At 70.1% G+C, this 25,968-nt stretch carries 29 protein-coding genes and 1 tRNA gene; 9 read left to right on the plus strand and 21 right to left on the minus strand.

Annotated features, from left to right (window positions below; translation table 11 throughout):
- Nucleotides 1-61: 61 nt before the first annotated feature.
- Complete coding sequence (locus tag NMK44_RS36230) at nt 62-1,414, minus strand: DUF445 domain-containing protein (protein WP_254751268.1); 1,353 nt, start codon at nt 1,412-1,414, stop codon at nt 62-64.
- A gap of 246 nt (nt 1,415-1,660) precedes the next feature.
- On the opposite strand from NMK44_RS36230, the gene NMK44_RS36235 reads away from it, so the two are divergent.
- Nucleotides 1,661-2,968 (plus strand): SGNH/GDSL hydrolase family protein, encoded by a 1,308-nt coding sequence (locus NMK44_RS36235; RefSeq protein ID WP_254751275.1) that lies wholly within the window; start codon nt 1,661-1,663, stop codon nt 2,966-2,968.
- A gap of 58 nt (nt 2,969-3,026) precedes the next feature.
- On the opposite strand, the gene NMK44_RS36240 is transcribed toward NMK44_RS36235, so the two are convergent.
- The 4 genes from NMK44_RS36240 to NMK44_RS36255 form a co-directional block, all read right to left on the minus strand.
- Nucleotides 3,027-3,845 (minus strand): DUF1707 SHOCT-like domain-containing protein, encoded by an 819-nt coding sequence (locus NMK44_RS36240; protein WP_254751277.1) that lies wholly within the window; start codon nt 3,843-3,845, stop codon nt 3,027-3,029.
- Nucleotides 3,846-3,883: 38 nt separating this feature from the next.
- A complete protein-coding gene (locus NMK44_RS36245) occupies nt 3,884-4,963 on the minus strand; it encodes an ABC transporter ATP-binding protein (protein WP_254751280.1) in 1,080 nt (359 codons plus the stop codon).
- Between the two features lie 3 nt (nt 4,964-4,966).
- A complete protein-coding gene (locus NMK44_RS36250) occupies nt 4,967-5,731 on the minus strand; it encodes an ABC transporter permease (RefSeq protein ID WP_254751332.1) in 765 nt (254 codons plus the stop codon).
- A gap of 70 nt (nt 5,732-5,801) precedes the next feature.
- A complete protein-coding gene (locus NMK44_RS36255) occupies nt 5,802-6,602 on the minus strand; it encodes an ABC transporter permease (RefSeq protein ID WP_254751282.1) in 801 nt (266 codons plus the stop codon).
- A 261-nt stretch (nt 6,603-6,863) separates the two neighbouring features.
- Between NMK44_RS36255 and NMK44_RS36260 the strand changes: the two genes are divergently transcribed.
- Nucleotides 6,864-9,182, plus strand: a complete 2,319-nt coding sequence (locus tag NMK44_RS36260; protein ID WP_254751284.1) for a transglycosylase domain-containing protein — start codon at nt 6,864-6,866, stop codon at nt 9,180-9,182.
- A gap of 69 nt (nt 9,183-9,251) precedes the next feature.
- Here NMK44_RS36260 and NMK44_RS36265 read toward each other — a convergent pair whose 3' ends face one another.
- Together NMK44_RS36265 and NMK44_RS36270 are read right to left on the minus strand one after the other, a co-directional pair.
- Nucleotides 9,252-9,554, minus strand: a complete 303-nt coding sequence (locus NMK44_RS36265) for a GroES family chaperonin (protein WP_254751336.1) — start codon at nt 9,552-9,554, stop codon at nt 9,252-9,254.
- Between the two features lie 113 nt (nt 9,555-9,667).
- Nucleotides 9,668-9,988 (minus strand): DUF3618 domain-containing protein, encoded by a 321-nt coding sequence (locus NMK44_RS36270; RefSeq protein WP_254751286.1) that lies wholly within the window; start codon nt 9,986-9,988, stop codon nt 9,668-9,670.
- A 137-nt stretch (nt 9,989-10,125) separates the two neighbouring features.
- Here NMK44_RS36270 and bcp point away from each other — a divergent pair, with 137 nt between their 5' ends.
- From bcp to NMK44_RS36290, 4 genes are all read left to right on the plus strand, one after another.
- Complete coding sequence (gene bcp, locus NMK44_RS36275; RefSeq protein WP_254751288.1) at nt 10,126-10,593, plus strand: thioredoxin-dependent thiol peroxidase; 468 nt, start codon at nt 10,126-10,128, stop codon at nt 10,591-10,593.
- Nucleotides 10,594-10,720: 127 nt separating this feature from the next.
- Entirely contained in the window at nt 10,721-11,347 is a 627-nt protein-coding gene (locus NMK44_RS36280) for an HNH endonuclease signature motif containing protein (protein WP_254751290.1), read from the plus strand.
- Between the two features lie 11 nt (nt 11,348-11,358).
- Complete coding sequence (locus NMK44_RS36285; RefSeq protein WP_308358728.1) at nt 11,359-12,213, plus strand: HNH endonuclease signature motif containing protein; 855 nt, start codon at nt 11,359-11,361, stop codon at nt 12,211-12,213.
- 11 nt (nt 12,214-12,224) lie between these two features.
- Nucleotides 12,225-12,299, plus strand: a tRNA-Leu gene (locus tag NMK44_RS36290).
- 47 nt (nt 12,300-12,346) lie between these two features.
- Here NMK44_RS36290 and rdgB read toward each other — a convergent pair.
- The 4 genes from rdgB to NMK44_RS36310 form a co-directional block, all read right to left on the minus strand.
- Nucleotides 12,347-12,979: an RdgB/HAM1 family non-canonical purine NTP pyrophosphatase gene (gene rdgB / locus NMK44_RS36295; RefSeq protein ID WP_254751292.1), complete on the minus strand. Its 633-nt coding sequence runs from the start codon at nt 12,977-12,979 to the stop codon at nt 12,347-12,349.
- Nucleotides 12,980-13,002: 23 nt separating this feature from the next.
- Nucleotides 13,003-13,398: a hypothetical protein gene (locus NMK44_RS36300; RefSeq protein WP_254751294.1), complete on the minus strand. Its 396-nt coding sequence runs from the start codon at nt 13,396-13,398 to the stop codon at nt 13,003-13,005.
- 163 nt (nt 13,399-13,561) lie between these two features.
- Nucleotides 13,562-14,293 (minus strand): ribonuclease PH, encoded by a 732-nt coding sequence (gene rph, locus NMK44_RS36305; RefSeq protein ID WP_254751296.1) that lies wholly within the window; start codon nt 14,291-14,293, stop codon nt 13,562-13,564.
- 84 nt (nt 14,294-14,377) lie between these two features.
- On the minus strand, nt 14,378-14,704 hold the full coding sequence (locus tag NMK44_RS36310; protein ID WP_302889026.1) for a PTS sugar transporter subunit IIB: 327 nt from the start codon (nt 14,702-14,704) through the stop codon (nt 14,378-14,380).
- A 213-nt stretch (nt 14,705-14,917) separates the two neighbouring features.
- On the opposite strand from NMK44_RS36310, the gene NMK44_RS36315 reads away from it, so the two are divergent.
- Nucleotides 14,918-16,159 (plus strand): PTS transporter subunit EIIC, encoded by a 1,242-nt coding sequence (locus NMK44_RS36315; RefSeq protein WP_254751300.1) that lies wholly within the window; start codon nt 14,918-14,920, stop codon nt 16,157-16,159.
- A 92-nt stretch (nt 16,160-16,251) separates the two neighbouring features.
- Here NMK44_RS36315 and NMK44_RS36320 read toward each other — a convergent pair whose 3' ends face one another.
- The 9 genes from NMK44_RS36320 to clpS form a co-directional block, all read right to left on the minus strand.
- A complete protein-coding gene (locus tag NMK44_RS36320) occupies nt 16,252-17,559 on the minus strand; it encodes a serine hydrolase domain-containing protein (RefSeq protein ID WP_254751302.1) in 1,308 nt (435 codons plus the stop codon).
- 85 nt (nt 17,560-17,644) lie between these two features.
- Nucleotides 17,645-18,397, minus strand: coding sequence for an MBL fold metallo-hydrolase (locus NMK44_RS36325; protein ID WP_254751304.1), 753 nt, complete (start codon nt 18,395-18,397; stop codon nt 17,645-17,647).
- A gap of 222 nt (nt 18,398-18,619) precedes the next feature.
- Nucleotides 18,620-19,570, minus strand: a complete 951-nt coding sequence (locus NMK44_RS36330; RefSeq protein ID WP_254751307.1) for a PLP-dependent cysteine synthase family protein — start codon at nt 19,568-19,570, stop codon at nt 18,620-18,622.
- Nucleotides 19,570-19,848, minus strand: a complete 279-nt coding sequence (locus NMK44_RS36335; protein ID WP_254751309.1) for a MoaD/ThiS family protein — start codon at nt 19,846-19,848, stop codon at nt 19,570-19,572. The genes NMK44_RS36330 and NMK44_RS36335 overlap by 1 nt, the downstream gene beginning before the upstream one ends.
- A 116-nt stretch (nt 19,849-19,964) precedes the next feature.
- Nucleotides 19,965-20,081: a putative leader peptide gene (locus tag NMK44_RS42825; RefSeq protein ID WP_362444060.1), complete on the minus strand. Its 117-nt coding sequence runs from the start codon at nt 20,079-20,081 to the stop codon at nt 19,965-19,967.
- Between the two features lie 101 nt (nt 20,082-20,182).
- Entirely contained in the window at nt 20,183-20,605 is a 423-nt protein-coding gene (locus NMK44_RS36340; RefSeq protein ID WP_254751311.1) for a M67 family metallopeptidase, read from the minus strand.
- Between the two features lie 104 nt (nt 20,606-20,709).
- Nucleotides 20,710-22,134, minus strand: coding sequence for an amino acid permease (locus NMK44_RS36345; protein ID WP_254751314.1), 1,425 nt, complete (start codon nt 22,132-22,134; stop codon nt 20,710-20,712).
- Nucleotides 22,135-22,330: 196 nt separating this feature from the next.
- Complete coding sequence (locus NMK44_RS36350) at nt 22,331-22,939, minus strand: DUF2017 domain-containing protein (protein ID WP_254751316.1); 609 nt, start codon at nt 22,937-22,939, stop codon at nt 22,331-22,333.
- Nucleotides 22,939-23,247, minus strand: a complete 309-nt coding sequence (gene clpS / locus NMK44_RS36355; protein WP_254751341.1) for an ATP-dependent Clp protease adapter ClpS — start codon at nt 23,245-23,247, stop codon at nt 22,939-22,941. The genes NMK44_RS36350 and clpS overlap by 1 nt, the downstream gene beginning before the upstream one ends.
- A gap of 81 nt (nt 23,248-23,328) precedes the next feature.
- Between clpS and NMK44_RS36360 the strand changes: the two genes are divergently transcribed.
- Entirely contained in the window at nt 23,329-24,663 is a 1,335-nt protein-coding gene (locus NMK44_RS36360; protein ID WP_254751318.1) for a nicotinate phosphoribosyltransferase, read from the plus strand.
- A 135-nt stretch (nt 24,664-24,798) separates the two neighbouring features.
- Nucleotides 24,799-25,383: an isochorismatase family protein gene (locus NMK44_RS36365; protein WP_254751320.1), complete on the plus strand. Its 585-nt coding sequence runs from the start codon at nt 24,799-24,801 to the stop codon at nt 25,381-25,383.
- Nucleotides 25,384-25,458: 75 nt separating this feature from the next.
- On the opposite strand, the gene NMK44_RS36370 is transcribed toward NMK44_RS36365, so the two are convergent.
- Nucleotides 25,459-25,776 (minus strand): hypothetical protein, encoded by a 318-nt coding sequence (locus NMK44_RS36370; RefSeq protein WP_254751322.1) that lies wholly within the window; start codon nt 25,774-25,776, stop codon nt 25,459-25,461.
- Nucleotides 25,777-25,968 lie beyond the last annotated feature (192 nt).

Here is a 25,968-nt window from a genome sequence, read left to right on the forward strand (position 1 = left end):
CTCCCTCCGGGGAGGGGCACCATAGGGCCTGCCGTCCGCACCCGCCAGAGACGCGCGCCGGTCAACCGCCCAGCGCGCGCGAGACGGTGTAGATGACCAGCCCGGCGAGCGCACCGACCACCGTGCCGTTGATCCGGATGAACTGGAGGTCGCGCCCGATATGGGCCTCGATCTTCCGTGAGGTGTGCTCGGCGTCCCACCCCGCCACCGTGTCGGTGATCAGCGAGGTGATCTCGTCCCGATAGGTCGTCACCACATAGACGGCGGCGTCCTCCAGCCAGCCGTCCACCTTGCCGCGCAGCCGGGTGTCCGTCACCATCCGGGTGCCCAGCGACAGAATGGCCTCCCGCGCCCGGCGCCGCAGTTCGCTGTGTTCGTCCTCGGCCGCCGCGACGATCATCGAACGCACCGACGCCCAGGCCGACGCGATCAGGTCCTGCACCTCGGGGCGGCCCAGCACCTCCCCCTTCAGCCGCTCGACCCGGGCCCGGGTGTCGGTGTGCGACTGGAGGTCATGGGCGAAGTCGGTGAGGAAGCGGTCCACGGCGCCGCGCGCCGGATGGGCGGGCATGTCACGCATCTCACTCACGAAGCGCAGCAGTTCCCGGTAGACCCGCTCGCCCACCTTGCGGTCCACGAAGCGCGGCGTCCAGCCGGGGGCGCCGCCGGTCACCGCGTCCATCACCGAGGTGTTGTGCTCGACCAGCCAGTCGTGGGCCCGCATGCAGACCAGGTCGACGGCGCGGTGGTGGCCGCCGTCCGCGACGATGTGCGAGAGCAGCTTGCCCAGGCCGGGCGCGATCTCCTGGGTGTCGGCCCGCCGGGTGATGGCCTCGCCCACCACCGCCTGTACGTCCGAGTCCCGCAGCACCGTGAGCGCGCCGCGCAGCGCGGTGGCCAGCTCGTCCGTCACCCGGTCGGCGTGCGCGGGTTCGGCCAGCCAGGTGCCGAGCCGTCCGGCGATGCCGACGGAGCGCAGCCGGGTCCGCACCACGTCACCGGAGAGGAAGTTCTCCCCGACGAACTCGCCCAGGCTGGTTCCGAGCTGGTCCTTCTTGGTGGGGATGATGGCGGTGTGCGGGATGGGCAGCCCCATCGGCCGCCGGAACAGCGCGGTGACCGCGAACCAGTCGGCCAGCGCGCCGACCATGCCCGCCTCGGCGGCCGCCGCGACATACCCGGCCCAGCCTCCGGCCCCGGAGGACGCTGCCCATTTGGCGAGGGTGTACACCAGCGCGACGGCGACCAGCAGACCGGTGGCGAGCACCTTCATCCGCCGTACCCCGCGCCGTCGCTCCTCGTCGAGCGGGGTGTCGGCGGTCAGACCGCCCGGACCGCCGCGGGGCGGTCTGTGCGTCTTCTCACCCGCTGTTGTCCGGTCCATGGGCTCCACCCGGTCGCGCCGTCCCCTCATGCATTGTCTCTTTCCTGTTTCGGTCGCCCACTTGTGGAACGAACCCCGGGTTCTTGTCGTCTCTCCGGGAGAGCAACCCTGCACACTTGGGGGCAGGCCGACGGGCGGAGCCACAGCCCGCCATGGGATCATGGGGGGACCACCCGGACCCTTGCGGCGCTGCTGACACACTCGCAGTTCCCGTCCACGTATCGGAGCCTCGGGCTCCGTCGCCCGAGGAGACACCCGCCCATGAGCGTGCCACCCATGCCCAGACGCACGGGCTACACCGTGCTCGCTGCGCTGGCGGCCGTGGTGATCCTCGTCTCCACCGCGATATTCGTCGGGGTCGGCGGTGACGAGGACGACATGGACACCGGTGCGCGTACCCGCGGCTCCGCCGATCCGGCCTCGTCCGGCTCCTGGGTGGGCACCTGGTCCACCTCGGCGGCCGCCGCAGAGCCGAGGACCACCCTCCGCGGCATGTCCGGCATGTCGATACGGAACGTGATCCGTGCCAGCGTCGGCGGCAGCAGCGCCCGGATCCAGCTGTCGAACTTCTACAGCGCCCGGCCGCTGCGGATCACGCATGCCTCGGTGGCGCTGGCGGCAGCCCCCAGCAACCCGACCGCGGCGGCGGGCACGATGCACCGCCTCACCTTCGGCAACCGCTCCTGGGTGACCATCCCGCCCGGCAAGGCGGCCACCAGCGACCCGGTCCGGCTCAATGTCCCGGACGCCGCGGACCTGCTGGTCACCACCTACGCCCCGGAGGCGTCCGGCGCGGTCACCTACCACCCGCACGCCCGCCAGACCTCGTACATGGCGCGCGGCGACCGCACGGAGGACACGGCGGGCGCGGCGTACACCGAGCAGAGCCCGTACTGGCGCTATCTGACCGGTGTGGACGTGTGGTCCAAGGAGGCGCAGGGGTCGGTCGCCGTCATCGGTGACTCCATCACCGACGGCATCACCTCCACCGCCGGGGCCAACCGCCGCTGGACCGACTTCCTCGCCGAGCGGCTGCGCACCGAGCCCGGGGCGCCCCGGCTGGGCGTGCTCAACCAGGGCATCAGCGGCAACCGGGTGCTGAGCGACGGCACCCAGTACCCGCCCAACAACCCCAGCGGGCTCTCCCGGTTCCACCGTGACGTGCTCTCCCGCACCGGCGTCAAGGCCGTCATCATCGAGCTGGGCATCAACGACATACTCCGCATCCCGCACCAGACCGACCCGAACAAGATCGTGGCCGGGCTGAAGCGGATGACCGAGCAGGCGCACGCCCGGGGGCTGCGGGTGGTGGGCGCCACGCTGACGCCCTTCTACGGCCACCGCGGCTACACCCCGCGGCTGGACGCCGTACGGGAGCAGATCAACGCCCAGATCCGCGCCGGGAAGGTCTTCGACGAGGTCGTGGACTTCGACAAGGCGCTGCGCGATCCGGTCAGCCCGCTGCGGCTGCGGCCCACCTTCGACTCGGGCGACCATCTGCACCCGAGCGACGCGGGCTACCGGGCGATGGCGCGGGCGCTGAACCTGGACCATCTGAAGGGCACCGCGGCAGCGGAGCTGTGAGACCGCCGGGGCCGCCGGGGAGGGCGTACGGCGCCGCCCCGGCCGGACCTCGGTGACCTCAGTCCTGAGGCCGGTCGCTCCGGGGCAGGTCCTTCTCCAGCGACACCGGGCCCGCCGGTCCGGTCCCGGGGTCCGTACGCCGTTCCTGGCGCTCCTCCCGGCGCTCCCGCCGCTCGGCCCGCTGCAGTTCCTTGTGCTCCGCCTTGAGCTTGCGCCGCTCGGCCTTCAGCCGCCGTGCGTCCGCCTTGCGCAGCTTGCGCTCGACGCCGACCCCGCCGAAGACCGCCAGCCCGGTGACCGTCACCCGGGGCGCGTCCGGATCGCCGTCGCCCTCCCCGCTCTGGTCGAAGCCGCCCATGATGCCGACGCCGCCGACGTGGGTCTCGACCTCGGGCGGGACGATGACCTGCACCCCGCCCATGAACGCGAAGCAGCGGATCACCGTCTCCCGGCCCTCGAACCGCGCCTCGCGCAGATCGATCTCCCCGCCGCCCATGAGGGTGAAGGCGGTGAACCTGCGCGGTGCGGTCCAGGTGCCCTTGCGCTGGAAGCCACCCATGATCGCGACGGCCACGCGGGAGGTGGGCGTGCCCCCGATCCGCCCGTCCCACTCCTCGCGGCGCTCGGGGACGGAGAGCGCGCCGGTGGTGCCCGCGGGCACCGGGAGGTCCCGGACCAGCGGCTCCAACTGGGCGTGGGTACGCGCCCGCAAGGCCGCGTCCAGGCGCTCCTCGAACTCCTCCATGTCCAGGCGGCCTTCGGCGACGGCTTCCCTGAGCGCCTCGGCGACGCGCTCACGCTCGGCATCGGAGGCCCGCATCCGGGAGGGGTCCGGAACGTCGGGGCCCTCCCCCTGGGAAGATCCAGCGCTTGTCATACGGACAGCGTAATGGGGCCCGGCGGGCGCGGGCGGTGTCATGTTCCGGGGGCTCCGGCCGCGTCACCGGCGGGGTCGGCGACGACGCCGGCACCGGCACCGGGCACCGCGGCGGGGCGCTCGCGCCGGGCGGACTCCAGCATCCGCGCGATGACGTCCTCGATATCCGGCTCCCGCAGCGAGAGGTCCACCAGCGGATAGCCGTCGGCCACCGCGGCCACCACCGGCGCCGCGCTGCTCGTCGCCGGGAACGCCAGCCACTGCCGCGGCCCTTCGACCCGCACCGTCCGGGCGCCGGGGATCTCGATGGGCGCCATCTCCCGCTCCAGGTCGACCACCAGGGTGCGTTCGCTGTCGCCCACCGCATGCAGCGCGTCCAGCCCGCCGTCATGGACCAGACGGCCGTGGTCGATCACCATCACCCGGCGGCACAACTGTTCGATGTCGGTGAGGTCATGGGTGGTCAGCAGCACGGTGGTGCCGCGCTCGGCGTTCAGGTCCCGCAGGAACTCCCGCACCTTGGCCTTGCTCACCACATCGAGCCCGATGGTCGGCTCGTCCAGGTACAGCACCTCCGGATCGTGCAGCAGCGCCGCCGCGATGTCCCCGCGCATCCGCTGGCCGAGTGAGAGCTGACGCACCGGCACCTCCAGCAGCGCGCCGAGGTCCAGCCGTTCCACACAGCGGTCCAGGTTCTCCCGGTACCGGGCGTCCGGGATCCGGTACATCCGCCGCACCAGGGCGTAGGAGTCCCGCAGCGGCAGATCCCACCACAGGGTGGTGCGCTGGCCGAAGACCACGCCGATACGGCGGGCGAGCCGGGTCCGCTCCCGCGAGGGGTCGATCCCGGCGACCCTCAGCCGCCCACCGCTGGGCAGCAGAATGCCCGTCAGCATCTTGATGGTGGTGGACTTCCCGGCGCCGTTGGGCCCGATGTAGCCGACCATCTCACCGGCCCGCACCCGGAAGCTGATGCCGTCCACGGCGCGCACCTGGCGCCGCTCGCGGCGCAGCAGCCCGGCGCGGCGGCGCACCTCGAAGACCTTCTCGACACCGTCCAGCTCGATCAGGGCCTCGCCGGAGCCGCCGGTGCCGCCCGGCCCGTCCGTCCTGTCCATCCCTCAGCTCCCCGTGCTCTGGTAGGCCCGCAGCCCCGCCCGCCAGGCCAGCCCCGCCACCGCCGCGCATCCGGCCGCGACCAGCGGTGCGGCGAACCCGATCCAGCCGGGCAGGCCCAGCGGATCGGGCCGGCCCAGGATGTGCAGCGCGGGCAGCCAGTTGACGAAGGCGAGCGGAATGACGAAGGTGACGCCGCGCAGCAGCTCCTTGGCGAAGATCGTGGGCGGGTACTGCAGCAGGGTGTTCCCGCCGTAGGTCACCGAGTTCTGCACCTCACTGGCGTCCGTGGCCCAGAACTGGAAGGCGCCGCCGAGGACGAACACCGATCCGAAGATGGCGCCGCCGCTCAGCAGCATCACCGGCACCAGCAGCACCCGGTCCACCGTCCAGTCGATGTCCAGCCGGACCAGCGCCCAGCCCAGCAGCGCCGCTCCCTGGGTGATCCGGCCGAGCCTGCGCAGCGCGAACCGGTCGGCGGCCACCTGGGCGAGGATCGGCACCGGCCGCACCAGCAGGGTGTCCATCGTGCCGTCGCGCACCCGCCGGCCGATCCGCTCCATATTGCCGAGCAGCAGATCGGCGAGGCCGAAGGCGGTGCTGGTGGTGCCGTAGAGCAGGGCCACCTCGGGCAGGGTGAACCCGCCGAGGGTCCGGACGTGCGAGAACATCAGCGCGATGGCCACGAAGTCCAGCGCGGTCGCGGCGAGGTTCCCCAGCGTCATGATGAGGAACGAGGTGCGGTACGCCATCGTCGAGCGCACCCACATCCCCACGATCAGCCCGTAGGCGCGCACACCCTGGATGAGCCGGGAGCCGTCCCCCCGGTCGGCGGTACGGTCACCCACCCTGGACCACCACCTTCCGGGTGGCGACCGACTGGAGCAGTCGTCCGGCCGCGAACAGCACCGCCGCCCACGCGGTCTGGAAGCCGAACGCCCACAGCAGTCCGGACCCCCGGTGCCGCTCCAGGAAGACATCGGCGGGCACCTGGAGGATCGCCGACCAGGGCAGCGCACGGGCCACTTCGCCGAGCTGCCCCGGGAAGACGTGCAGCGGCAGGATCATGCCGGAGAAGAACAGGCACAGCAGTCCGCTGAGCATCGTCAGCCCGGTGCCGTCGAGCAGCCAGAAGGCGGCCAGCGCCACCAGATAGCGCACCGCGAACCCCACGCACACCCCGAGCGTCACCGACACCAGGAACCACAGCCAGGTCAACGGTGAGGCGGGCAGGGTGAGCCGGAAGGCCAGCGCACCGAGGAGCAGCGGCACCACACCGCGGGCGAGAAGCTGGAACAGCGCCCGCCCCAGGTCCCCCGCCAGCCACCAGAGCTGGAGGTCGACCGGACGGTAGAGGTCCACGGCGATGTCACCGGAGCGGATGCGCTCCTGGAGCTCCTCCTGGAAGCCGCCGCCCATCAGCGCGGTGGCCGCGAGCAGCGCCTGCCCCAGCCAGACGAAGGTCAGCGCCTGGGCGAGGTCATAGCCGCCCAGGTGCGGGCGTTCGTCCCACAGCGCGGTGTAGGTGTACGCGAGGATGAAGCCGAAGACGGTGTTGGTGAACACCCCGGCCACGGTCGCGATCCGGTAGGTCGCGTAGCGCTTGAAGGCGCTCACCGCGACGGCCGCGTACAGCCGCATCCGCCCGTTCCCCCCTCCGTGGCACCAAAGTTCAGGAGCCTAGTCCTGGCGCGGGAGATGGGGCCACGGGTTTTTCACCGGAAGGTGTGAGGGAAATCATCCTTTCAGGCGGTCACAGACCCATCACGGGTGCGTGCCCGGGCCGCGGGCCGGAACGGATGATGCGACAGTGTTTTCTGGGGCGTACGACGTGAATCGCCCATCCATGTACGATTCCGCCGCGGCGCAACCCTCGACGGCGGCCGAGGAGTCTCAGAAGACATGAGCGACGAGCCCCAGCTGATCGTCGGCGGCGCAGCCGGCACAGGCGGCCCGAGTGGCAGAGGCAATAGCGGCGGCATGTCCGGAAAGTCCCGTAAGGGAAGAAAAGGTCGTCCCCGCCGGACCGGCTGGCGCCGTCTGATCCCCACCTGGCGGATGGTGCTGGGCGGCTTCCTGCTGATCGTCGCCCTGGTCGCGGGCGGACTCGTCACCGGCTATCTGCTCGTCGACATCCCCCCGGCCAACAAGGCCGCCATCGCCCAGAGCAATGTCTTCCTCTACTCCGACGGCAGTCCGCTGGCCCGCGAGGGCAAGGTCAACCGGGAGAACGTCCAGCTCAGCCAGGTGCCCAAAGCCACCCAGCACGCGGTGCTGGCCGCCGAGGACCGGGACTTCTACTCCGAGTCGGCGATCAACCCCGTGGCGATGGTCCGGGCCGGCTGGAACACCGCCACCGGCAAGGGCAAGCAGTCCGGCTCCACCATCACCCAGCAGTACGTGAAGAACTACTACCTGGACCAGGAACAGACCGTCACCCGGAAGGCCAAGGAGTTCTTCATCGCGATCAAGCTCGATCGCGAGGTGAGCAAGGACAAGATCCTCGAGGGCTACCTCAACACCAGCTACTTCGGGCGCAACGCCTACGGCATCCAGGCCGCCGCCCAGGCGTACTACGGCAGGGACATCGACCAGCTCGACACCGCCCAGAGCGCGTATCTGGCCACCCTGCTCAACGCCCCCAGCGCCTATGACGTCATCGCCCACCCGCAGAACAAACGGCAGGCCGTGGCTCGCTGGAACTACGTCCTGGACGGCATGGTCAAGAAGGGCTGGCTGAGCCGGGCCGAGCGGCAGGAGATGACCTTCCCCGCGCCCACCGCGGCCCGCGCCGCCTCCGGTCTCTCCGGCCAGCGCGGCTATCTGATCGAGGCCGTCCAGGACTACCTCACCAGCAACGGGATCATCGACGAACAGACCCTGGCGCGCGGCGGCTACCGCATCACCACCACGATCGACCCCGACCGGCAGGACGCCTTCACCGAGGCCGTGCGCGACCGCCTGATGAGCAGGCTCAGCAAGGACCGGAAGGTCGACTCCTACGTCCGCGCGGGCGGCGCCTCGATCGACCCCAAGACCGGTGAGGTGGTCGCGCTCTACGGCGGCATCGACTACACCAAGCAGTTCGTCAACAACGCCACCCGGCGCGACTACCAGGTGGGCTCCACCTTCAAGCCCTTCGTGTTCACCTCGGCGGTGCACCACGGGGCCACCACCCAGGACGGCCAGACCATCACGCCGGACACCCTCTACAACGGCGACAACAAGCGCGAGGTGATCGGCCGGGACGGCCCGACCGGCTACTCCCCCGCCAACGAGGACGATGTGGACTACGGCGACATCGACGTCACCGCGGCCACCGACAACTCGGTGAACTCGGTCTACGCACAGATGGCCGAGGACGTCGGCCCGCGCAAGGTCAAGCAGACCGCGCTCGACCTCGGCATCCCCGAGAAGACCCCCGATCTGCACGCCTCCCCCTCCATCGCGCTGGGCCCGGCCACCGCCAGCGTGCTGGACATGACCGAGGCGTACGCGACCCTCGCCAACCACGGCAGGCACGGGCACTACGCCCTGGTGAAGGAGATCACCAAGGACGGTGCGCAGGTCACACTGCCGTCCCGGGACACCCGCCAGGCCATTCCGCGGGCCGCCGCCGACTCCACCACCCAGGTGCTGCAGAGCGTCGTCGACGGCGGCACCGGCACCGCGGCGCAGGCCGCCGAGCGCCCGGCGGCGGGCAAGACCGGCACCGCGGAGGAGGACAAGGCGGCCTGGTTCGCGGGCTACACCCCGGACCTGGCGACCGTCGTGGCCGTGATGGGCCAGGACTCCAACACCGGGGTGCAGAAGCCGCTGTACGGGGCGACCGGACTGGACCGGATCAACGGCGGCGGCTATCCCGCCGAGATCTGGGCCGAGTACACCGGGAGCGCACTGGAGGGAGAGGCCGCGACCGAGTTCGACCTGCGGCTGGAGGACGGCAGCGGCGCCCCGGACGACGTCCCGGCCACCCCGGACACCCCGACCAGCCCGCCGCCGGTGGTGACCACACCCCCGGACACCACCCCGCCGGACACCTCGGTCCCCGAGTTGCCCACCGACCTGCCGGACCTGCCCACCGACATCCCGACCTTCGACCCGCCCACCGGACTGCCGACCGGTGAGCCACCGGTCGAGGACCCCGGTGGCGGCGGCGAGGGCGACGAGGGCGGCGGCGAGGAGGATCCCGGCGGCGGCCAGGACGACGGCGGCGGCTGACAGACGCGACGGAGGGTGGTGACCAGGTCACCACCCTCCGTCGCGTGGAACGGACCGCTCTTTCGTCCGCTACAGATACAGCCCCGTGGAGTCCTCCGCGCCCTCCAGCCGCTCGGCGGCCACCGCATGCAGATCGCGCTCCCGCATCAGCACGTAGGCGACCCCGCGGACCTCGACCTCGGCCCGGTCCTCCGGGTCGTAGAGCACCCGGTCGCCCGGCTCCACGGTCCGTACGCTCTGCCCGACCGCGACCACCCCGGCCCAGGCCAGCCGCTTGCCGACCGCCGCGGTCGCGGGGATGACGATGCCGCCGGTGGACCGGCGCTCGCCCTCCGGGATGTCGGTACGGACCAGCACCCGGTCGTGCAGCATCCGGATGGGCAGCTTGTCATGGGACGTGTTCGTACTCACGACATGACCGTACCTGGCCGCGGGGCACGCCGAAGCCCCAGGGCGGGCCCGGCCCGCACCGGAACCGGGGCGGATCAGCCCCGGCGGCGCCGCGAGGACATGGTCAGCAGCCCGACCAGCCCCACCACGACCAGCGCGACCGGCACGATCCGCTCCATCCGGGGCGCGCCGTCCTCGCCGACGAGCTGGCCGCGCACATTCGTGACCATGCGGTTCGCCGAGACATACGCCCGCCCGGCGGTCCGGTCCACGGCCGACGCCGCCTTCGCCTTCGCGTCCCCGACGATCGTCTTCGGGTGCAGCCGCACCCCGATCTCGTCGAGCGTCACGGCGAGCTCCTGCCGCCTGCGGACGATGTCCGCCTCGATCTGCGCAGGGGTCCTGGCATCCGACACCGCGCTGCCTCCGTCAGTCTCGATGATTCCGTGATGGACAGTCTGTCAGCTCCTCCCCGGAGCCGCCCCATGGCACCCCCGGTCGCAAAGCTGGCTAATGTCGGTATGTACCCGATGCCACGAGGAGCACCCGAACCATGAGCGAGCGTCTTCAGCCCGGCGACACCGCCCCCGCCTTCACCCTCCCCGACGCGGACGGCAAGGAGGTCTCGCTCGCCGACCACGCCGGCCGCAAGGTCATCGTCTACTTCTACCCCGCCGCCCTCACCCCCGGCTGCACCAAGCAGGCGTGCGACTTCACCGACAACCTCGCCTTCCTCTCCGGCCACGGCTACGACGTCATCGGCATCTCCCCCGACTCCCCGGAGAAGCTGGCGAAGTTCCGCGAGAAGGAGAACCTCAAGGTCACCCTGCTCGGCGACCCCTCCAAGCAGACCCTCGAGTCCTACGGCGCCTACGGCGAGAAGAAGCTCTACGGCAAGGTCGTCACCGGCGTCATCCGCTCCACCGTGATCGTCGACGAACACGGCAAGGTCGAACGCGCCCTCTACAACGTCAAGGCCACCGGCCACGTAGCCAAGATCATCAAGGACCTGGGGCTCTGACACCCCTTCCAGGAAGGTCCCGCCCCGCTCGGGGGCGGGACCTTCTCTTGTGTGCGTGACCTTCCGAATGGCGATTCGTTACTCAGTGCGAGAGTGCGACAGGTGGTCGCATACGGGGAGGGACGCCATGGCCGCCAGGTATACGCGCGAGACGCTGGCAGAGGTGGTGGGGACCGCGCGCACGATCGATGACGTCATACGCCGGTGCGGTGGCAGGCCTACACCCGGCAGCCGGAGCTACCTCCGCCGCAGGCTCGCCGAGGAGGGGATCGGCACCGCCCACCTCCGGACCTCTTGGACGCGTCACAGCGACGGAACGCTCCGGGACCTCGTCGCACGCTCCAGCAGCGTGGCGGAGGTCGTGCGCCATCTGGGAATCAGCCCGGTAGGTGGCAACCAGGCCCATATCGGGCGGCGTATCGCCGCCCTCGGGGTCGACACCTCACACTTCTCGTCCCAGCCTTCCCGGCGCCCCAGGAGAGCGACCCGGGACCGGCTCGTACGGGGATCGCCGTCGGACGGAAGGATTTCCGGGGCACGGCTGCGGAACGAGCTCCTCCGGCGCGGGCTTCCAGAGACGTGCGCCCTCTGCGGGACAGGGCCGGAATGGAATGGAAAGCCATTGCGCCACGAGGTTGATCACATCAATGGCGAGTGGTGGGACAACCGCCCGGCAAATCTGCGGCTCCTCTGTCCCAACTGCCATGCTGTGACCGACACATACCGAGGCCGCAAGCGGCCGGGGGCGACGTGAATCAGCGCTCTGTGTACACCCCGGACCTGCTGGCTCGCGCGGCAGCCGAATCCCGCAGTCTGGTGGACCTGATGCGCAGGCTCAACGTCCCCCTGGGCAGCGGAGCACGGCGCTACCTGCGCGGCCGCCTCGACCACTACGGCATCGACACGACCCACTTCATCGAGGAGCCGTTGCCGATACGGCCGCGAGCGGTCTACACCAAGGACCGCCTCGAGGAAGCCGCTGTGCGCAGTCACAGCGTCCGCGACATGCTCACGTTCCTCGGCATCCCGTACTACGACAGCGCGTACAGCCATCTCAGAAGGAAGCTGGACCAATTCGGCATCGACACGACGCATTTCACGGGCCGCCGAGGACGAGGTCCGCAGCGGATACTTCCCCGGGACTCGTTGGAACACGCCGTCTCGCATTCTTACAGCCTGGCGGAAGTGCTTCGCCGTCTCGGGATCCCGGTCGGCGGCGCGGGGCGTGCCCTGGTGCGGCGGAGCATCGCCTCTCACGCGATCTCCACCAATCACTTCGTCGGCCAAGGACATCAGCGCGGCCGCCCCTCGCCCCGGCGCAAGCCTCCCACCGCGATCCTCCGGAAGCTTCGACCGGGAGCCGCACGCACGAAGACCCCGCTGTTGCGGCGGGCGCTGGACGAGAGTGGCGTCCCCCGCGTCTGTGTCGCGTGCGGAACGGGCGACCGCTGGCGGGGTCGGCGGCTCGTGCTGGAGATCGATCACGTCAATGGCGACCGGCTGGACAACCGCATCGGGAATCTGCGGTATCTCTGCCCGTCCTGCCACAGCCAGACCAGGACCTTCGCCACCCGGCGAGCAGGCACTACCACGTGGCGTCAGGGAATCGGCACGCAGTAGAGTTGCGCCGCGGGCCCGTACCCCAGCTGGCTAGAGGGCGCCGGTTTAGGTCCGGTGTGTCGTGGGTTCGAGTCCCACCGGGCCCATCGCGGAAGGCGCGGCACCCAGACGGGTGCCGCGCCTTCGTCGTCGCTCAGCCCAGCAGTTCGCGGACCACCGGGGTGATGGCGCGGAAGGCCTTGCCGCGGTGGCTGATGGCGTTCTTCTCCTCAGGGGTCAGCTCGGCGCAGGTGCGCGTTTCGCCGTGGGGCTGGAGGATCGGGTCGTAGCCGAAACCGCCGCCGCCGGTGGGCTTATGACGGAGCGTTCCGCTGAGGCGGCCGGAGACGACGCGTTCGGTGCCGTCGGGGAGGGCGAGGGCGGCGGCGCACGCGAAGTGCGCGCCGCGGTGCTCGTCCGGGACGTCGGCCACCTGGGCGAGCAGGAGCTCCAGGTTGGCACGGTCGTCACCGTGGCGGCCGGACCAGCGGGCCGAGAAGATCCCCGGGGCGCCGCCGAGGACGTCCACGCACAGGCCGGAGTCATCGGCGATGGCGGGGTGTCCGGTGGCCTGGGCCAGGGCGTGCGCCTTGAGGAGGGCGTTCTCCGCGAAGGTCACGCCGGTCTCCTTGACATCCGGGACCTCCGGATAGGAGTCGGCGCCCACGAGTTCCACATCGAGCCCGGATTCACCGAGGATCGAGCGGAGTTCGGTGATCTTGTAGGCGTTGCGGGTGGCCAGGATCAGACGGCGGGGGTGCGGGGGTTGTCCCTCAGAGCGTTCCATAGCTCTCGATTATCGAGGGGCGATCAGGGGCTGCATTCCTTGGTCAGCTCGCTCGTGGCTTCCTTGACCGCGGTCATATCGGGGGTGTTGCCCTTGTCGAGGTCCTTCTTGACGTTGTGCACGGCCGTCTGGAGGTGGTTGACGGCCTTCTTGACGTCCTCGTTGTCGGTGCGGTCGTCCAGCTTGTCGATGTCCTTGTCGAGGCTGTCGACGGCCTCGTTGGCCTGGGTGGGGTCGGACGCCACACCGCTCACGGCCTTCTGGAGCTTGTCGACGTCGTTGGATATGTCGACCGCGAGCTGGGCGCAGTCGAAGGCCTTCTCCACGGCGCTGCACCCCACGGCCAGGGGGACGGTGAGGGCGACGGCGGCGAGAGCGAGGGTGGCGGTGGTACGGCGATGGGGACGGCGCGCGGCCATGGAACGGTTCCTCCCGTGAAGCGGCCCCGGGGCGCGCGGACGCGGACCCCGGGACCGTGGATCGGTCTGTGTGCTACCTGACTACACGCCGGGGGCCCGGGTGGGAGTTGCCCGGTCGATTACTCAATCTCCCGCGTTTCCCTAGTCCCGCCCCCGCGGGGGCTCAGCCCTCGTCGGAGAGCGCCGCGCGCTGCATCCCGGCCAGCGAGCCGCAGCCCGCGACGGCGAGGTCGAGCAGGGCGTTGAGCTCGTCACGGGCGAAGGGCTCGCCCTCGGCGGTGCCCTGCACCTCGACGAAGCGGCCGTCACCGGTGCAGACGACGTTCATGTCGGTCTCGGCGCGGACGTCCTCCTCGTAGCAGAGGTCGAGCATGGGAACGCCGTCGATGATGCCGACGCTCACGGCGGCGACGGTGCCGGTGAGCGGCTGCCGGGACGCCTTGATCAGCTTCTTGCCGCGGGCCCATTCGAGGGCGTCGGCGAGGGCCACATAGGCGCCGGTGATGGCGGCGGTGCGGGTACCTCCGTCGGCCTGGAGGACATCGCAGTCCAGTACGACGGTGTTCTCGCCGAGCGCCTTGTAGTCGATCACGGCACGCAGCGAGCGGCCGATGAGGCGGGAGATCTCATGGGTGCGGCCGCCGATCTTGCCGCGGACCGATTCGCGGTCGCCGCGGGTGTTGGTGGCACGCGGGAGCATCGCGTACTCGGCGGTGACCCAGCCCTCGCCACTGCCCTTGCGCCAGCGCGGCACGCCCTCGGTGACGCTCGCGGTGCACAGCACTCGGGTGTCGCCGAAGGAGACGAGGACGGAGCCCTCGGCGTGCTTGCTCCATCCGCGTTCGATGGTGACGGGGCGGAGCTGATCGGGGGTGCGGCCGTCGATACGAGACATGGGATGAGCCTATCGGGAACGCGAAGGGCCCCGGTCCGGTCGGAACGGGGCCCTCACAGGACGGAGCCGTGACTCACGGGGTGGTCACATCATGTCCTCGATATCGGCGGCGACGGGGTCGGCGTCGGTGCCGATGACGACCTGGATCGCGGTGCCCATCTTCACCACACCGTGTGCGCCCGCGGCCTTCAGGACGGCCTCGTCGACGAGGGAGGGGTCCTTGACCTCGGTGCGCAGGCGCGTGATGCAGCCCTCGACCTCGATGATGTTGTCGAGTCCGCCGAGCCCCGCGACGATCTTCTCAGCCTTGCTGGCCATGTCCACTCCTGTTGTCTCGGCCCTTCGGGATTCCGGGATACCGGCGAGCGGTTCATCCACGTTAACCACGCCGGCCCACCTTCGCAGGGCCATGATGGTCGCCCTCCCAAGTGGTCTACACCATTATGCGGGTTGATACCCGGGATGGCACCCTGACCCCCTGGACATCGGTGGTTCAGACCACAAGGAACAATGGATTCCTTTATCGGATCCTCACGTGCTACAACAGGTCTACACCACTTGTGGTGTAGACCATACTGCGGGCCGCCCCCCTTATCGAGAGCCCGCCTCACCAGGAGGAATCCGATGAGTACGGCCACCGCCTCGGCTGCGCCCGCCCAGAAGCGGGGTGCCGGTCTGATCAAGGGTATGCAGAAGATCGGCCGCAGCCTCCAGCTGCCCGTCGCCGCACTGCCCGCCGCGGGCATCCTGAGCCGTCTCGGCCAGGACGATGTGTTCGGCAAGGAGGGCCTCGGCTGGAACAAGCTGGCGGAGATCTTCGCCCACGCGGGCGGCGCGCTCTTCGAGAACCTGGCCCTGCTCTTCTGCATCGGCGTGGCCATCGGCTTCGCGAAGAAGTCGGACGGCACCACCGCCATCGCCGGCCTCGTCGGCTTCCTCGTCTACAAGAACGTGCTGACCGGCTTCGTCAGCGACGTCACCGGCAAACCGCAGGACCCGGGCGTGCTCGGCGGCATCGTGGTCGGCATCACCGCCGCGGTGCTGTGGGAGAAGTACCACCGCACCCGGCTCCCGGACTGGCTGGGCTTCTTCAGCGGCCGCCGCTTCATCCCCATCCTGATGTCCTTCGCGGGGCTGCTCTACGGTGTGGCCTTCGGCTACCTCTGGGCGCCGATCGGCGACGGCCTCAACAACTTCTCCGAGTGGCTCTCGGACAACGGGGCGGTGGGCTCCGGGATCTTCGGTGTGGTCAACCGGCTGCTGATACCCGTCGGTATGCACATGCTGCTGAACACCTACGCCTGGTTCCAGTTCGGTGACTTCACCTCGGCGGGCCACACCTGGCACGGCGACAGCGCGCGCTACTTCCATGACGACCCGACCGCCGGAATGTTCATGACCGGCTTCTTCCCGATCATGATGTTCGCCCTGCCCGCCGCCGGTCTGGCCATCGCGCACTGCGCCCGCCCCGAGCGCCGCAAGGCCGTGATGGGCATGATGCTCTCGGTCTCGCTGACCGCCTTCGTGACCGGTGTCACCGAGCCGATCGAGTTCTCGTTCATGTTCATCGCGCCGGTGCTCTACGGCATCCACGCGGTGCTGACCGGTGTCTCCATGGCGCTGACCTGGGCGCTGGGCATCCGCAGCGGCTTCACCTTCTCCGGCGGCCTCTTCGACTACCTGTTGGGGTGGTCGCACAGCGAGAAGGCCTGGATGATCATCCCGATCGGACTGGCCTTCGGCGTCCTCTACTACGTGGTGTTCCGCTTCGTGATCACAAAGTTCAACATCCCGACCCCGGGCCGGGAACCGGACGACACGGTGGACGACGCCGCGGCGACCGCCGAGAGCGGCAAGAAGGGCTGACGCCCCGCCGGTCACCCCGTGAACTCCCCTCGCCCCGCCCCGGGAACCGTCCCGGTGCGGGGCGAGTCGCGTCCGCGGCCCCAGCGGGGCCGCTACCCACCGCCCGTGGGCAGGGAGAGTCCGGCGTAGACCTGATTGAGGACGGTCGGCAGCAGGGCGATGGCGGTGGCCCGGCCGCCGGGCGACACGGTCAGGTTCGTCCAGATCACGAGGGTGACCCGATGGTCCGGGTCATAGCCGATGAAGGAGTTGTACCCGGGGAGTTCACCGCCGTGGTAGTACATCGCGGCGTCGGGGCCGAAGCGCTGGTGGGCGATGCCGTACCCGTACTCCTGCCCGTCGCGCGCGCCCGGATCCTCGGCCCGCGGGCTGTGGAGCCACTGCCGCTGGAACGCGTGGCCGAACACCTTCCCCGTCACCAGCGCCCGGATCCAGGTGGACAGGTCGTCCGCGGTGGAGATGACGCCCCCGGCGGCGGTGGCGTAGGAGGGGTTCTGGTGGGTGTAGTCCACCGGGCGGAGCTTCCCGGACCTCGCCGCCGCCCGTACGTCTGCCGGATAGGGCCGGTCGACCAGCGCGTAGGCCGTACCGCCGTACATATAGCCGTGTGCGTAGGGAGCGGGGAGGGACCGGTCCTCGACACCCGGCAGCGAGGTCCCGGTCAGACCGAGCGGGGTGAACAGCCGGTCCTGGAACTGCCGGGCCAGCGGGCGCCCGCCCGCCTTCTCGGCGACGAGGCCCAGCAGTACGTAGTTGGTGTTGCTGTACGCGTAGGACGTGCCGGGCGGGAAGTCCGGCGGGTGGCGGAACGCGATGTCCAGCATGGCCCGCGGCGTCCTCGCCCTGCCGGGGTCGACGTCCAGGGACGTCGCGAGTCCGGGTGCGTCGGTGTAGTTGTAGAGACCGCTGCGCATCGTCAGGAGCTGCTCAAGGGTGATGCGTTCGCCGCCCGGCACCCCGGGGACGTAGTCGGACACCGGATCGCTCAGCCGGAGCCTGCCGTCCTGGGCGAGGAGACCGATCAGCGCCGCGGTCATGGTCTTGGTGTTGGAGGCGATCCGGAAGTGGTCACGTGTGGTGGGCGGTTCCGCGACGCCCCGCTCGGCCGTGCCGACGGCCGCCCGGAAGTTCCCCTGGGGGGTGCGGAGTTGGACCACCGCGCCGGGCACCATCAGCTTCTTGGCCGCACGCTCCACGGCGGCCCGGAACCGGGCCGGATCGATCGGCCTGAGCGCCGGTGAGGTGGGTCCGGATGCGGTCTCCGCCGTCGCCGCGGGCGGTGACGCGGGGCCGGAGAGGGCCGTGAGAGCCGGGGGTGCGGCACAGCCCCCGATCAGCAGGGCCGCGCACGACACCAGGGCGGCCGTGCGTCGTGCGGTACCGGCTCGGAAGCGGCTCATGGCGGAAGGCGATACGAATAGACCAGAGATGTCAGCTTCGGACTGAGATGTCTGATTTTACCATTCGGTGTCACACCGGGGCCGGCTAGACCTCGTAGACCGCGCCCGCCTTCGCCAGCTCCACCGGGCCCCCGAAGACCACCTGTGCGTCCCGCTGGTTGATCTGCGGATCCGTCCACGGCGGGATATGCGTCAGCACCAGCGAGGCCGCCTCCGCGCGCCGGGCGTGCTCGCCCGCCTGGCGCCCGTTGAGGTGCAGCCCCGGGATGTCCTCCTTGCCGTGTGTGAAGGCCGCCTCGCACAGGAAGAGGTCCGCGTCCCGGGCCAGCCCCACCAGGGCCTCACAGGGACCGGTGTCGCCCGAGTAGACCAGCGTGCGCCCGCCGTGCTCGATCCGGAAGCCGAACGCCTCCACCGGGTGGCAGACCCGTTCGGTGCGCACCGTGAACGGGCCGACCTCGAAGCTGCCCGGCGCCAGGGTGCGGAAGTCGAAGACCTCCCGCATCGCCTTCTCGTCGGGCACGTCGTCATACGCCTGCACCAGCCGCCGCTCGGTGTCCTCCGGTCCGTACACGGGGATCGCCTCGGCGCGTCCGCCGTCGTGGCGGTAGTAGCGCGCCACGAAGTATCCGCACATGTCGATGCAGTGGTCGGGGTGCAGATGGGAGAGGAGTACGGCGTCGAGGTCGTAGAGACCGCAGTGGCGCTGCAACTCGCCGAGGGCGCCATTGCCCATGTCGAGGAGCAGCCGGAAGCCGTCGGCCTCTACGAGGTAGCTCGAACAGGCCGATTCCGCGGACGGGAACGACCCTGAGCATCCGACGACGGTGAGCTTCATGGAGCAGGAACCTCCTTGAGGGGTCCCCATGCCGATGGCCATGGGCGGGTGCGGGGGGTCATGCGGTGCCCACGAGCGTAAGGCGCTAAAGCCCAGGTAGCTCCTCCATGGGCCCGCGTTGTGGGCGGAATCACCAGGACGGAGCCGAAGGGACCCGGCTTCCGCCGCCCCCCGCGGCCCCTCCGCGGTCCGCCAGGGCCCGCGCGGCCCTCCCGCGGTCCGCTACGCCCAGAGCTGGCCGTGCAGCGTCTCGATCGCCTCCTCGGTGGTGGCCGCCGTGTAGACGCCGGTGGACAGGTACTTCCAGCCACCGTCGGCGACCACGAAGACCACGTCGGCGCTCTCGCCCGCCCGCTCCGCCTTGCGGGCCACCCCGAGGGCGGCGTGCAGCGCGGCACCGGTGGACACGCCCGCGAAGATGCCCTCCTCGGCGAGGAGTTCACGGGTGCGGGAGACCGCGTCCTCGGAGCCCACGGAGAAGCGGGTGGTGAGGACGGACTCGTCGTACAGCTCGGGGACGAACCCCTCGTCCAGGTTGCGCAGGCCGTAGACCACGTCGTCGTAGCGCGGCTCGGCGGCCACGATCTGGATGTCCGGCTTGTTCTCGCGCAGGAAGCGGCCGACGCCCATCAGGGTGCCGGTGGTGCCGAGTCCGGCCACGAAGTGGGTGATCGAGGGCAGGTCGGCCAGGATCTCCGGACCGGTGGTGGCGTAGTGGGCGCCCGCGTTGTCCGGGTTCCCGTACTGGTAGAGCATCACCCAGTCGGGGTGCTCGGCGGAGAGCTCCTTGGCCACCCGGACGGCTGTGTTGGAGCCTCCCGCGGCGGGCGAGGAGATGATCTCCGCACCCCACATGGCGAGCAGCTTGCGCCGCTCCTCACTGGTGTTCTCCGGCATCACACACACGATGCGGTAGCCCTTGAGCTTGGCCGCCATGGCGAGCGAGATACCGGTGTTGCCGGAGGTGGGCTCCAGGATGGTGCAGCCCGGGGTCAACCGGCCGTCCTTCTCGGCCTGTTCGATCATGTGGAGCGCGGGGCGGTCCTTGATCGAGCCGGTCGGGTTGCGGTCCTCCAGCTTCGCCCAGATCCGCACGTCGGAGGAGGGCGAGAGCCGCGGCAGGCGGACGAGCGGCGTGTTGCCGACCGCGGCGAGGGGACTGTCGTACCGCATCAGCGCATCCCGCCGGCGACTGCCGGGAGGATCGTCACGCTGTCGCCGTCCGAGAGCTTGGTGGAGATGCCGTCCAGGAACCGGACGTCCTCGTCGTTCAGGTAGACGTTGACGAAGCGGCGCAGCTCGCCGCCGTCGACCAGGCGCTCCTGGATGCCGCCGTGCCGGGACTCGAGGTCGGCGAAGAGCTCGGCGAGCGTGGTCCCGCTGCCCTCGACCGCCTTCTGGCCGTCGGTGTAGGTGCGGAGGATGGTCGGGATGCGGACCTCGATGGCCATGTCAGGGGCTCCTGTCGGAGGGCGGGGTGGAAGGCGGGTCCCGGAGGGGCTCCGGGCGGGCGTGAGGGGTGCGCACGACGGCGCCGGGCAGGGCTGGCTGTACGGGTGCCGCGGGGTCAGGCGGCCACGGCGCGGTGCGGACAGATCGCGCTGGCGAGCCTGCACAGGTCGACGTGGAGCCGCGCCACGAGCAGCATGCCCGGCGTCTTGTCGCTCACATCATCGAAAACCATGGACTCATCGTATCGATTCCCGCTCGGGCCCCAGGAAGCGCGTCCCGGGATACGGACGGGTAGGTATCGGCATCCGGGATCGCCGGGCCGCGGGTCCGGGCTCAGTACGCCTCGACGATCTCCACCTGCTCCTCGGTGACCTCACAGTCCACGATCCGGAAGGAACGGAACTGGAACTCCCCCGCACCGTCCGCGTCGGCGGTGGAGACCAGCAGGTAGTGGGCGCCGGGCTCATTGGCGTAGGAGATGTCGGTGCGCGAGGGGTACGCCTCGGTGGCGGTGTGCGAGTGGTAGATCACGACGGGCTCCTCGTCGCGGTCGTCCATCTCACGGTAGAGCTTGAGCAGATCGCCGGAGTCGAACTCGTAGAACGTGGGCGAGCGGGCCGCGTTCAGCATGGGGATGAACCGCTCGGGGCGGCCGCTCCCGGCCGGGCCCGCGATCACGCCGCACGCCTCGTCGGGGTGGTCGGCGCGGGCGTGCGCGACGATCTGGTCACGGAGGGCCTGGGTGATGGTCAGCATGGCCACAGAATAGGAAAGCGGACCGGAGGACACGAGAACGGGCCCCGGACGGCGGTCCGGGGCCCGTTTCGCGGCCGGTGCCCGGGAGGGGCACCGCCGTGCGCTTACTTGCGGGCGAGTTCCTTCTCGCCCTCGGCGCCCTGCTCGGCCCGGGGAAGGGCGGAGGCATGGCCGCGGCGCTTGAGCACCATCCAGCCGATCACCAGGCAGACCGCCCAGCCGGCACCGACGTACAGCGAGACGCGGGCGTCCTTGTCGTACGCGATCATGCCGGTCACCATGATCAGGAAGATCAGCGCCACCCAGCTGAAGGCGGAACCGCCCGGGGCCGGGAAGGACGAGGCCGGGAGACGGCCCTGGACCACCGCGCGGCGGTACTTGATGTGGCTGACGAGGATCATCATCCACGCCCAGATACCGGCGGCGGTGGCGACCGAGGTGACGTAGGTGAACGCCTTCTCCGGGACGACGTAGTTGAGGACCACGCCGATGCCCATCAGGGCGACGGAGACGGTGATGCCCACGGCCGGGGTCTTGCGGGAGTTGAGCTTGCCGAAGGCCCCGGGGGCCTCGCTGTTGGAGGCGAGGTCACGCAGCATCCGGCCGGTGGAGTACATACCGGAGTTACACGAGGACAGGGCCGCGGTGAGGACGACGAAGTTGACGATGCCCGCCGCGAAGGGGATGCCGATCTTCGAGAAGGCGTGCACGAAGGGGCTCTCACCCGCCGAGAACTCGGTCCACTTCACGACCGCCAGCAGGACCACCAGCGCACCGACGTAGAAGATCAGGATGCGCCAGGGCAGCGTGTTGATCGCCTTGGGCAGGGTCTTCTCCGGGTCCTCGGACTCACCGGCGGTGACGCCGACGAGCTCGACGGCCAGGTAGGCGAACATGACGCCCTGGAGGGTCATCAGGCTGTCGCCGATGCCGTTCGGGAAGACGCCGTGGTGGGACCAGAGGTTCGAGGCGGCGGCGGTGTCACCGGCGTCGGAGAAGCCCAGGGTGAGCACACCGAGACCGATGACGATCATGCCGATGATCGCGGTGACCTTGATCATCGAGAACCAGAACTCGACCTCACCGAAGATCTTGACCGAGATCAGATTGACCCCGAAGAGCACCACCAGGAAGACCAGGGCGCTGACCCACTGCGGGATCGAGGGGAACCAGAAGTGGACGTAGATGGCCGCGGCGGTGAGCTCGGCCATGCCGGTCACCACCCACATCAACCAGTACGTCCATCCGGTGACATAACCGAAGAACGGGCCGAGGAACTCACGGGCGTACTCCGCGAAGGAGCCCGAGACCGGCCGGTAGAGGAGCAGCTCGCCGAGCGCTCGCATGATGAAGAAGATGATCACGCCGGCGAGGGCGTACATCAGGATGATGCTGGGTCCCGCCTTGGCGATGTTCGCACCGGCGCCCATGAACAGGCCGACACCGATGGCACCACCAATGGCGATCATCTGGACCTGGCGGCTGCCGAGGCCGCGCTCATAGCCCTCTTCAGGAGCCACTGAGGTCATATTGCTGCGCCTTTCCTTCTGTGGCGGCTGGCGATCGTGAAGATTTACCACGCCGGCAGCACTGATCCACTCAGGCGTTTGTGGGGCAGACCACAGGAAGAAGCGGACATAATGTGAACCGGAGGAACAAAATGAGCCACCGAGGTGACGCGATCGTTATCCGGACTTGAGCATCCTCTAAACGAACACTCCGTAACTACGACAGGAGCGTCTCCACGAGGGTCTCCTGGAGACCGCCGAGCCAGAAGTACGCCATCACCATCGGTTTGCGGGGATCCGAGTCCGGCAGCCCCAGCAGTTCGCCGCCGTCCTCGTCATCCGTCACCTCGAGCCGGGTGCCGATGGCCAGCCGCAGGTCATTGAGGGCGCCGAGCCACTGCCGGGCCTTCTGCGGCTCCAGCTCCAGGACGGCCGGGTCCCGGCTGAGCCCGGCCGAGGACAGCGCGTCCAGGTCCCGCACCATCGCCAGGGCGTCATCGCGCTTGCGCGCCCGCAGATCGTTCTCGGTGAAGCGGCGGAACTCGGCGGAGGCGGCCCGCGCCTCCTTCTCCTCGTCCACACCCAGCTCCGCGTCGGGCGCCATATAGGCGTCCGGGAACAGCCGGGCCAGCGCCGGGTCGGCGGGCGGTTTGCTGGGCCCCTCGGCGAACAGCGCGTCCAGCGGGTCGGACGGCCCCTCCGGCTGGTCGCCGGGGCCGATCAGCTCGGCGAGCTGCATCGCCAGGCTGCGCAGGATGGAGATCTCGACCTCGTCCAGGGCGAGCGCGGCACCGCCGCCGGGCAGTGGTTCGAATCGTCCCGACATCAGCGCTCCTGCTGGAGGGTCGCCCACAGGCCGTAGCCGTGCATCGCCTGCACGTCGCGTTCCATCTCCTCGCGGCTGCCGCTCGAGACGATCGCGCGGCCTTTGTGGTGGACGTCCAGCATCAGTCGGTGCGCCTTGTCCTTGGAGTAGCCGAAGTAGCTCTGAAAGACGTATGTCACATAGCTCATGAGGTTGACGGGGTCGTTGTGCACCACCGTCACCCAGGGAACGTCGGGCTCCGGCACCATCGACGGCGCTTCACTGGATTCTGGACGCTCGATCTCCACGGGGACGCTCACACCCCCAATGCTGCCACCCCGTACGGGCCGTCACGCACACCGGCACCCAGATCTCGTCACTCTGACGAGAAATGGGGTAGCATCGGGACCATGGACACTGCGGACTTGGGACTGCCGGTGGACGTGCCGTCGACCGCACTCTTCACCGACCGGTACGAACTCACCATGCTCCAGGCCGCGCTGCGGTCCGGCACCGCCGACCGCCGCTCGGTCTTCGAGGTCTTCACCCGCCGGCTGCCGGAGGGCCGTCGCTACGGAGTCGTCGGGGGAACCGGCCGCGTGCTGGACGCCGTCGAGAACTTCCGCTTCGACACAGCGGTGCTCGACTTCCTCGCGCACCACCGGATCGTGGACGAACCGACGCTCGCCTGGCTCGCCGACTACCGCTTCACCGGCGACATCTGGGGCTACCCCGAGGGCGAGGTCTACTTCCCCGGTTCCCCGGTGATGCGGGTGGAGGGCAGTTTCGCCGAGGCGGTGCTGCTGGAGACCGTCATCCTCTCCATCCTCAACCACGACTCCGCGGTGGCCGCCGCCGCGTCCCGGATGTCGGTGGCCGCGGGCGACCGCCCGCTGATCGAGATGGGCGCGCGGCGCACCCATGAACTGGCCGCCGTGGCCGCCGCGCGCGCCGCGTACGTCGGCGGCTTCGCCAGCACCTCCGATCTCGCGTCCGGCTTCCGCTACAACATCCCCACCGTGGGCACCAGCGCCCACGCCTTCACCCTGCTGCACGACACCGAGCGGGACGCCTTCACCGCCCAGGTCGATTCACTCGGCAGCGCCACCACCCTGCTGGTGGACACCTTCGACGTGGCCGAGGCGGTGCGCTGCGCGGTGGAGGTCGCGGGGACGGAGCTGGGCGCGGTGCGCATCGACTCCGGCGATCTGCTGCTGCTCGCCCACCGGGTGCGCCAGCAGCTCGACGACCTGGGCGCCAAGGGCACGAAGATCGTGGTCACCAGCGACCTCGACGAGTACGCCATCGCCTCGCTGGCCGCGGCGCCGGTCGACGCGTACGGGGTCGGCACCCAGTTGGTCACCGGCAGCGGCCACCCCACCTGCTCGATGGTCTACAAGCTGGTCGCACGGGCCGGTTCGGACGAACCCGGGTCGCCGCTGCTGCCGGTGGCCAAGAAGTCCATGGGCGCGAAGAGTTCACTGGGCGGCCGCAAATGGGCGGCGCGGCGGCTGGACGCGGACGGGGTCGCCGAGGCCGAGGTGGTCGGCGGCGGCGCGCTCCCGCCGGAGCTGGCCGGACAGGAGCTGCTGGTGGAGCTGGTGCGCGGCGGCGAGATCGTCGGGCGCGAGCCGCTGGACGCGGCACGGGACCGGCACCGGGTGGCGCGGGCGGGGCTGCCGCTGTCGGCGACCCAGCTCTCCCGGGGCGAGCCGGTGCTCCCCACCGAATACCCGCGGAACTGAGGGGGCGACAAGGCTCATGCCCACTGCCGTATCCGGCGCCGAGTGTCTACCCTCGGTGACAGCCACTACCACATCACCCGCTTCGGGCCGAGGCGTTTCCCGGTCCTGTCCGTCCTCCGTCGGAAGGCATGTGTCATGCACCGGGCACTGATTGTCGTCGACATCCAGAACGACTTCTGCGAGGGAGGCAGCCTCGCGGTGAAGGGCGGGGCCGATGTCGCCGCCGCCGTCACCGATCTGGTCGGGGCCGCCACTGCCGGTTACCGCCATGTGGTCGCCACTCGTGATCACCACATCGACCCCGGTGACCACTTCTCCACCAACCCGGACTATCTGGACAGCTGGCCGCCGCACTGCGTCGCGGGCACCGAGGGCATCGGCTTCCATCCGAACTTCGCGCCCGCGGTCCTCTCCGGGGCGATCGCCGCGGTCTTCGACAAGGGTGAGTACACCGCCGCGTACAGCGGCTTCGAGGGCAAGGACGAGCACGGCACCCTGCTGGCGCACTGGCTGCGCGACCGCGGGGTGACCGAGGTGGACGTGGTCGGCATCGCCACCGACCACTGTGTGCGGGCCACCGCGCTGGACGCCCGGCGTGAGGGATTCCGCACCCATGTCCTGCTGGACCTGACCGCCGGGGTCGCCGAGAAGACGACCCGGCGGGCCGTGGACGAGATGCGGGCCGCGGGGGTGGAGCTGACCGGCACCCCGGTCGTCTGACCCGCGGTAACAGCCACGAGGGCCCCAGGCCGCCGAAGCGGCCGGGGGCCCTCACGCGGTCCCTCAGGACGAGATCTAGGTCGCCTGCGCGGCCGGGGGCCTGAGCAGGGCGGCGATGGGGTGCCAGAGCTCCCCGCCGCCGTCCGGCGCGGTGCGCCAGACCAGCCCGTCCGGATGGTGCAGGACCGCCGTCACCTCATCCGGTGTCGGCGGTGCCGCGTTGCCGCGCAGATAGACGGCGCGGAGCCCGAGATTGCGCAGCCTGGTCAGGGCGCGCTGTCGGTTGGCGGCGTGGACCAGGACGCGGACGCCGCCCTCGCCCAGCGGGCGCGGCAGTGTGATCGCGACCACCACACTGCCGCCGGGCAGCTTGGTAAATCCTCCATCGGCCATTGCGGTTCATGTCCCCCGTGAGACGTCGTGTCAATAAGAAGGTCGTAGGGGCATCTAAACGCGTACGGCCGCCGCCCGCTAGGGGGCGACGGCCGCTACCGTTTTGACCTGCGAAAACGCAGTTTTGTTGAACTATGAAGCTGACGGTCCGACGCGTACGGTCATCTTGGAGCCGTCCTTGCGCTCCTTGAG

Origin of the sequence: Streptomyces cucumeris (genome assembly GCF_024295805.1) — a bacterium.
Classification (GTDB): domain Bacteria; phylum Actinomycetota; class Actinomycetes; order Streptomycetales; family Streptomycetaceae; genus Streptomyces; species Streptomyces cucumeris.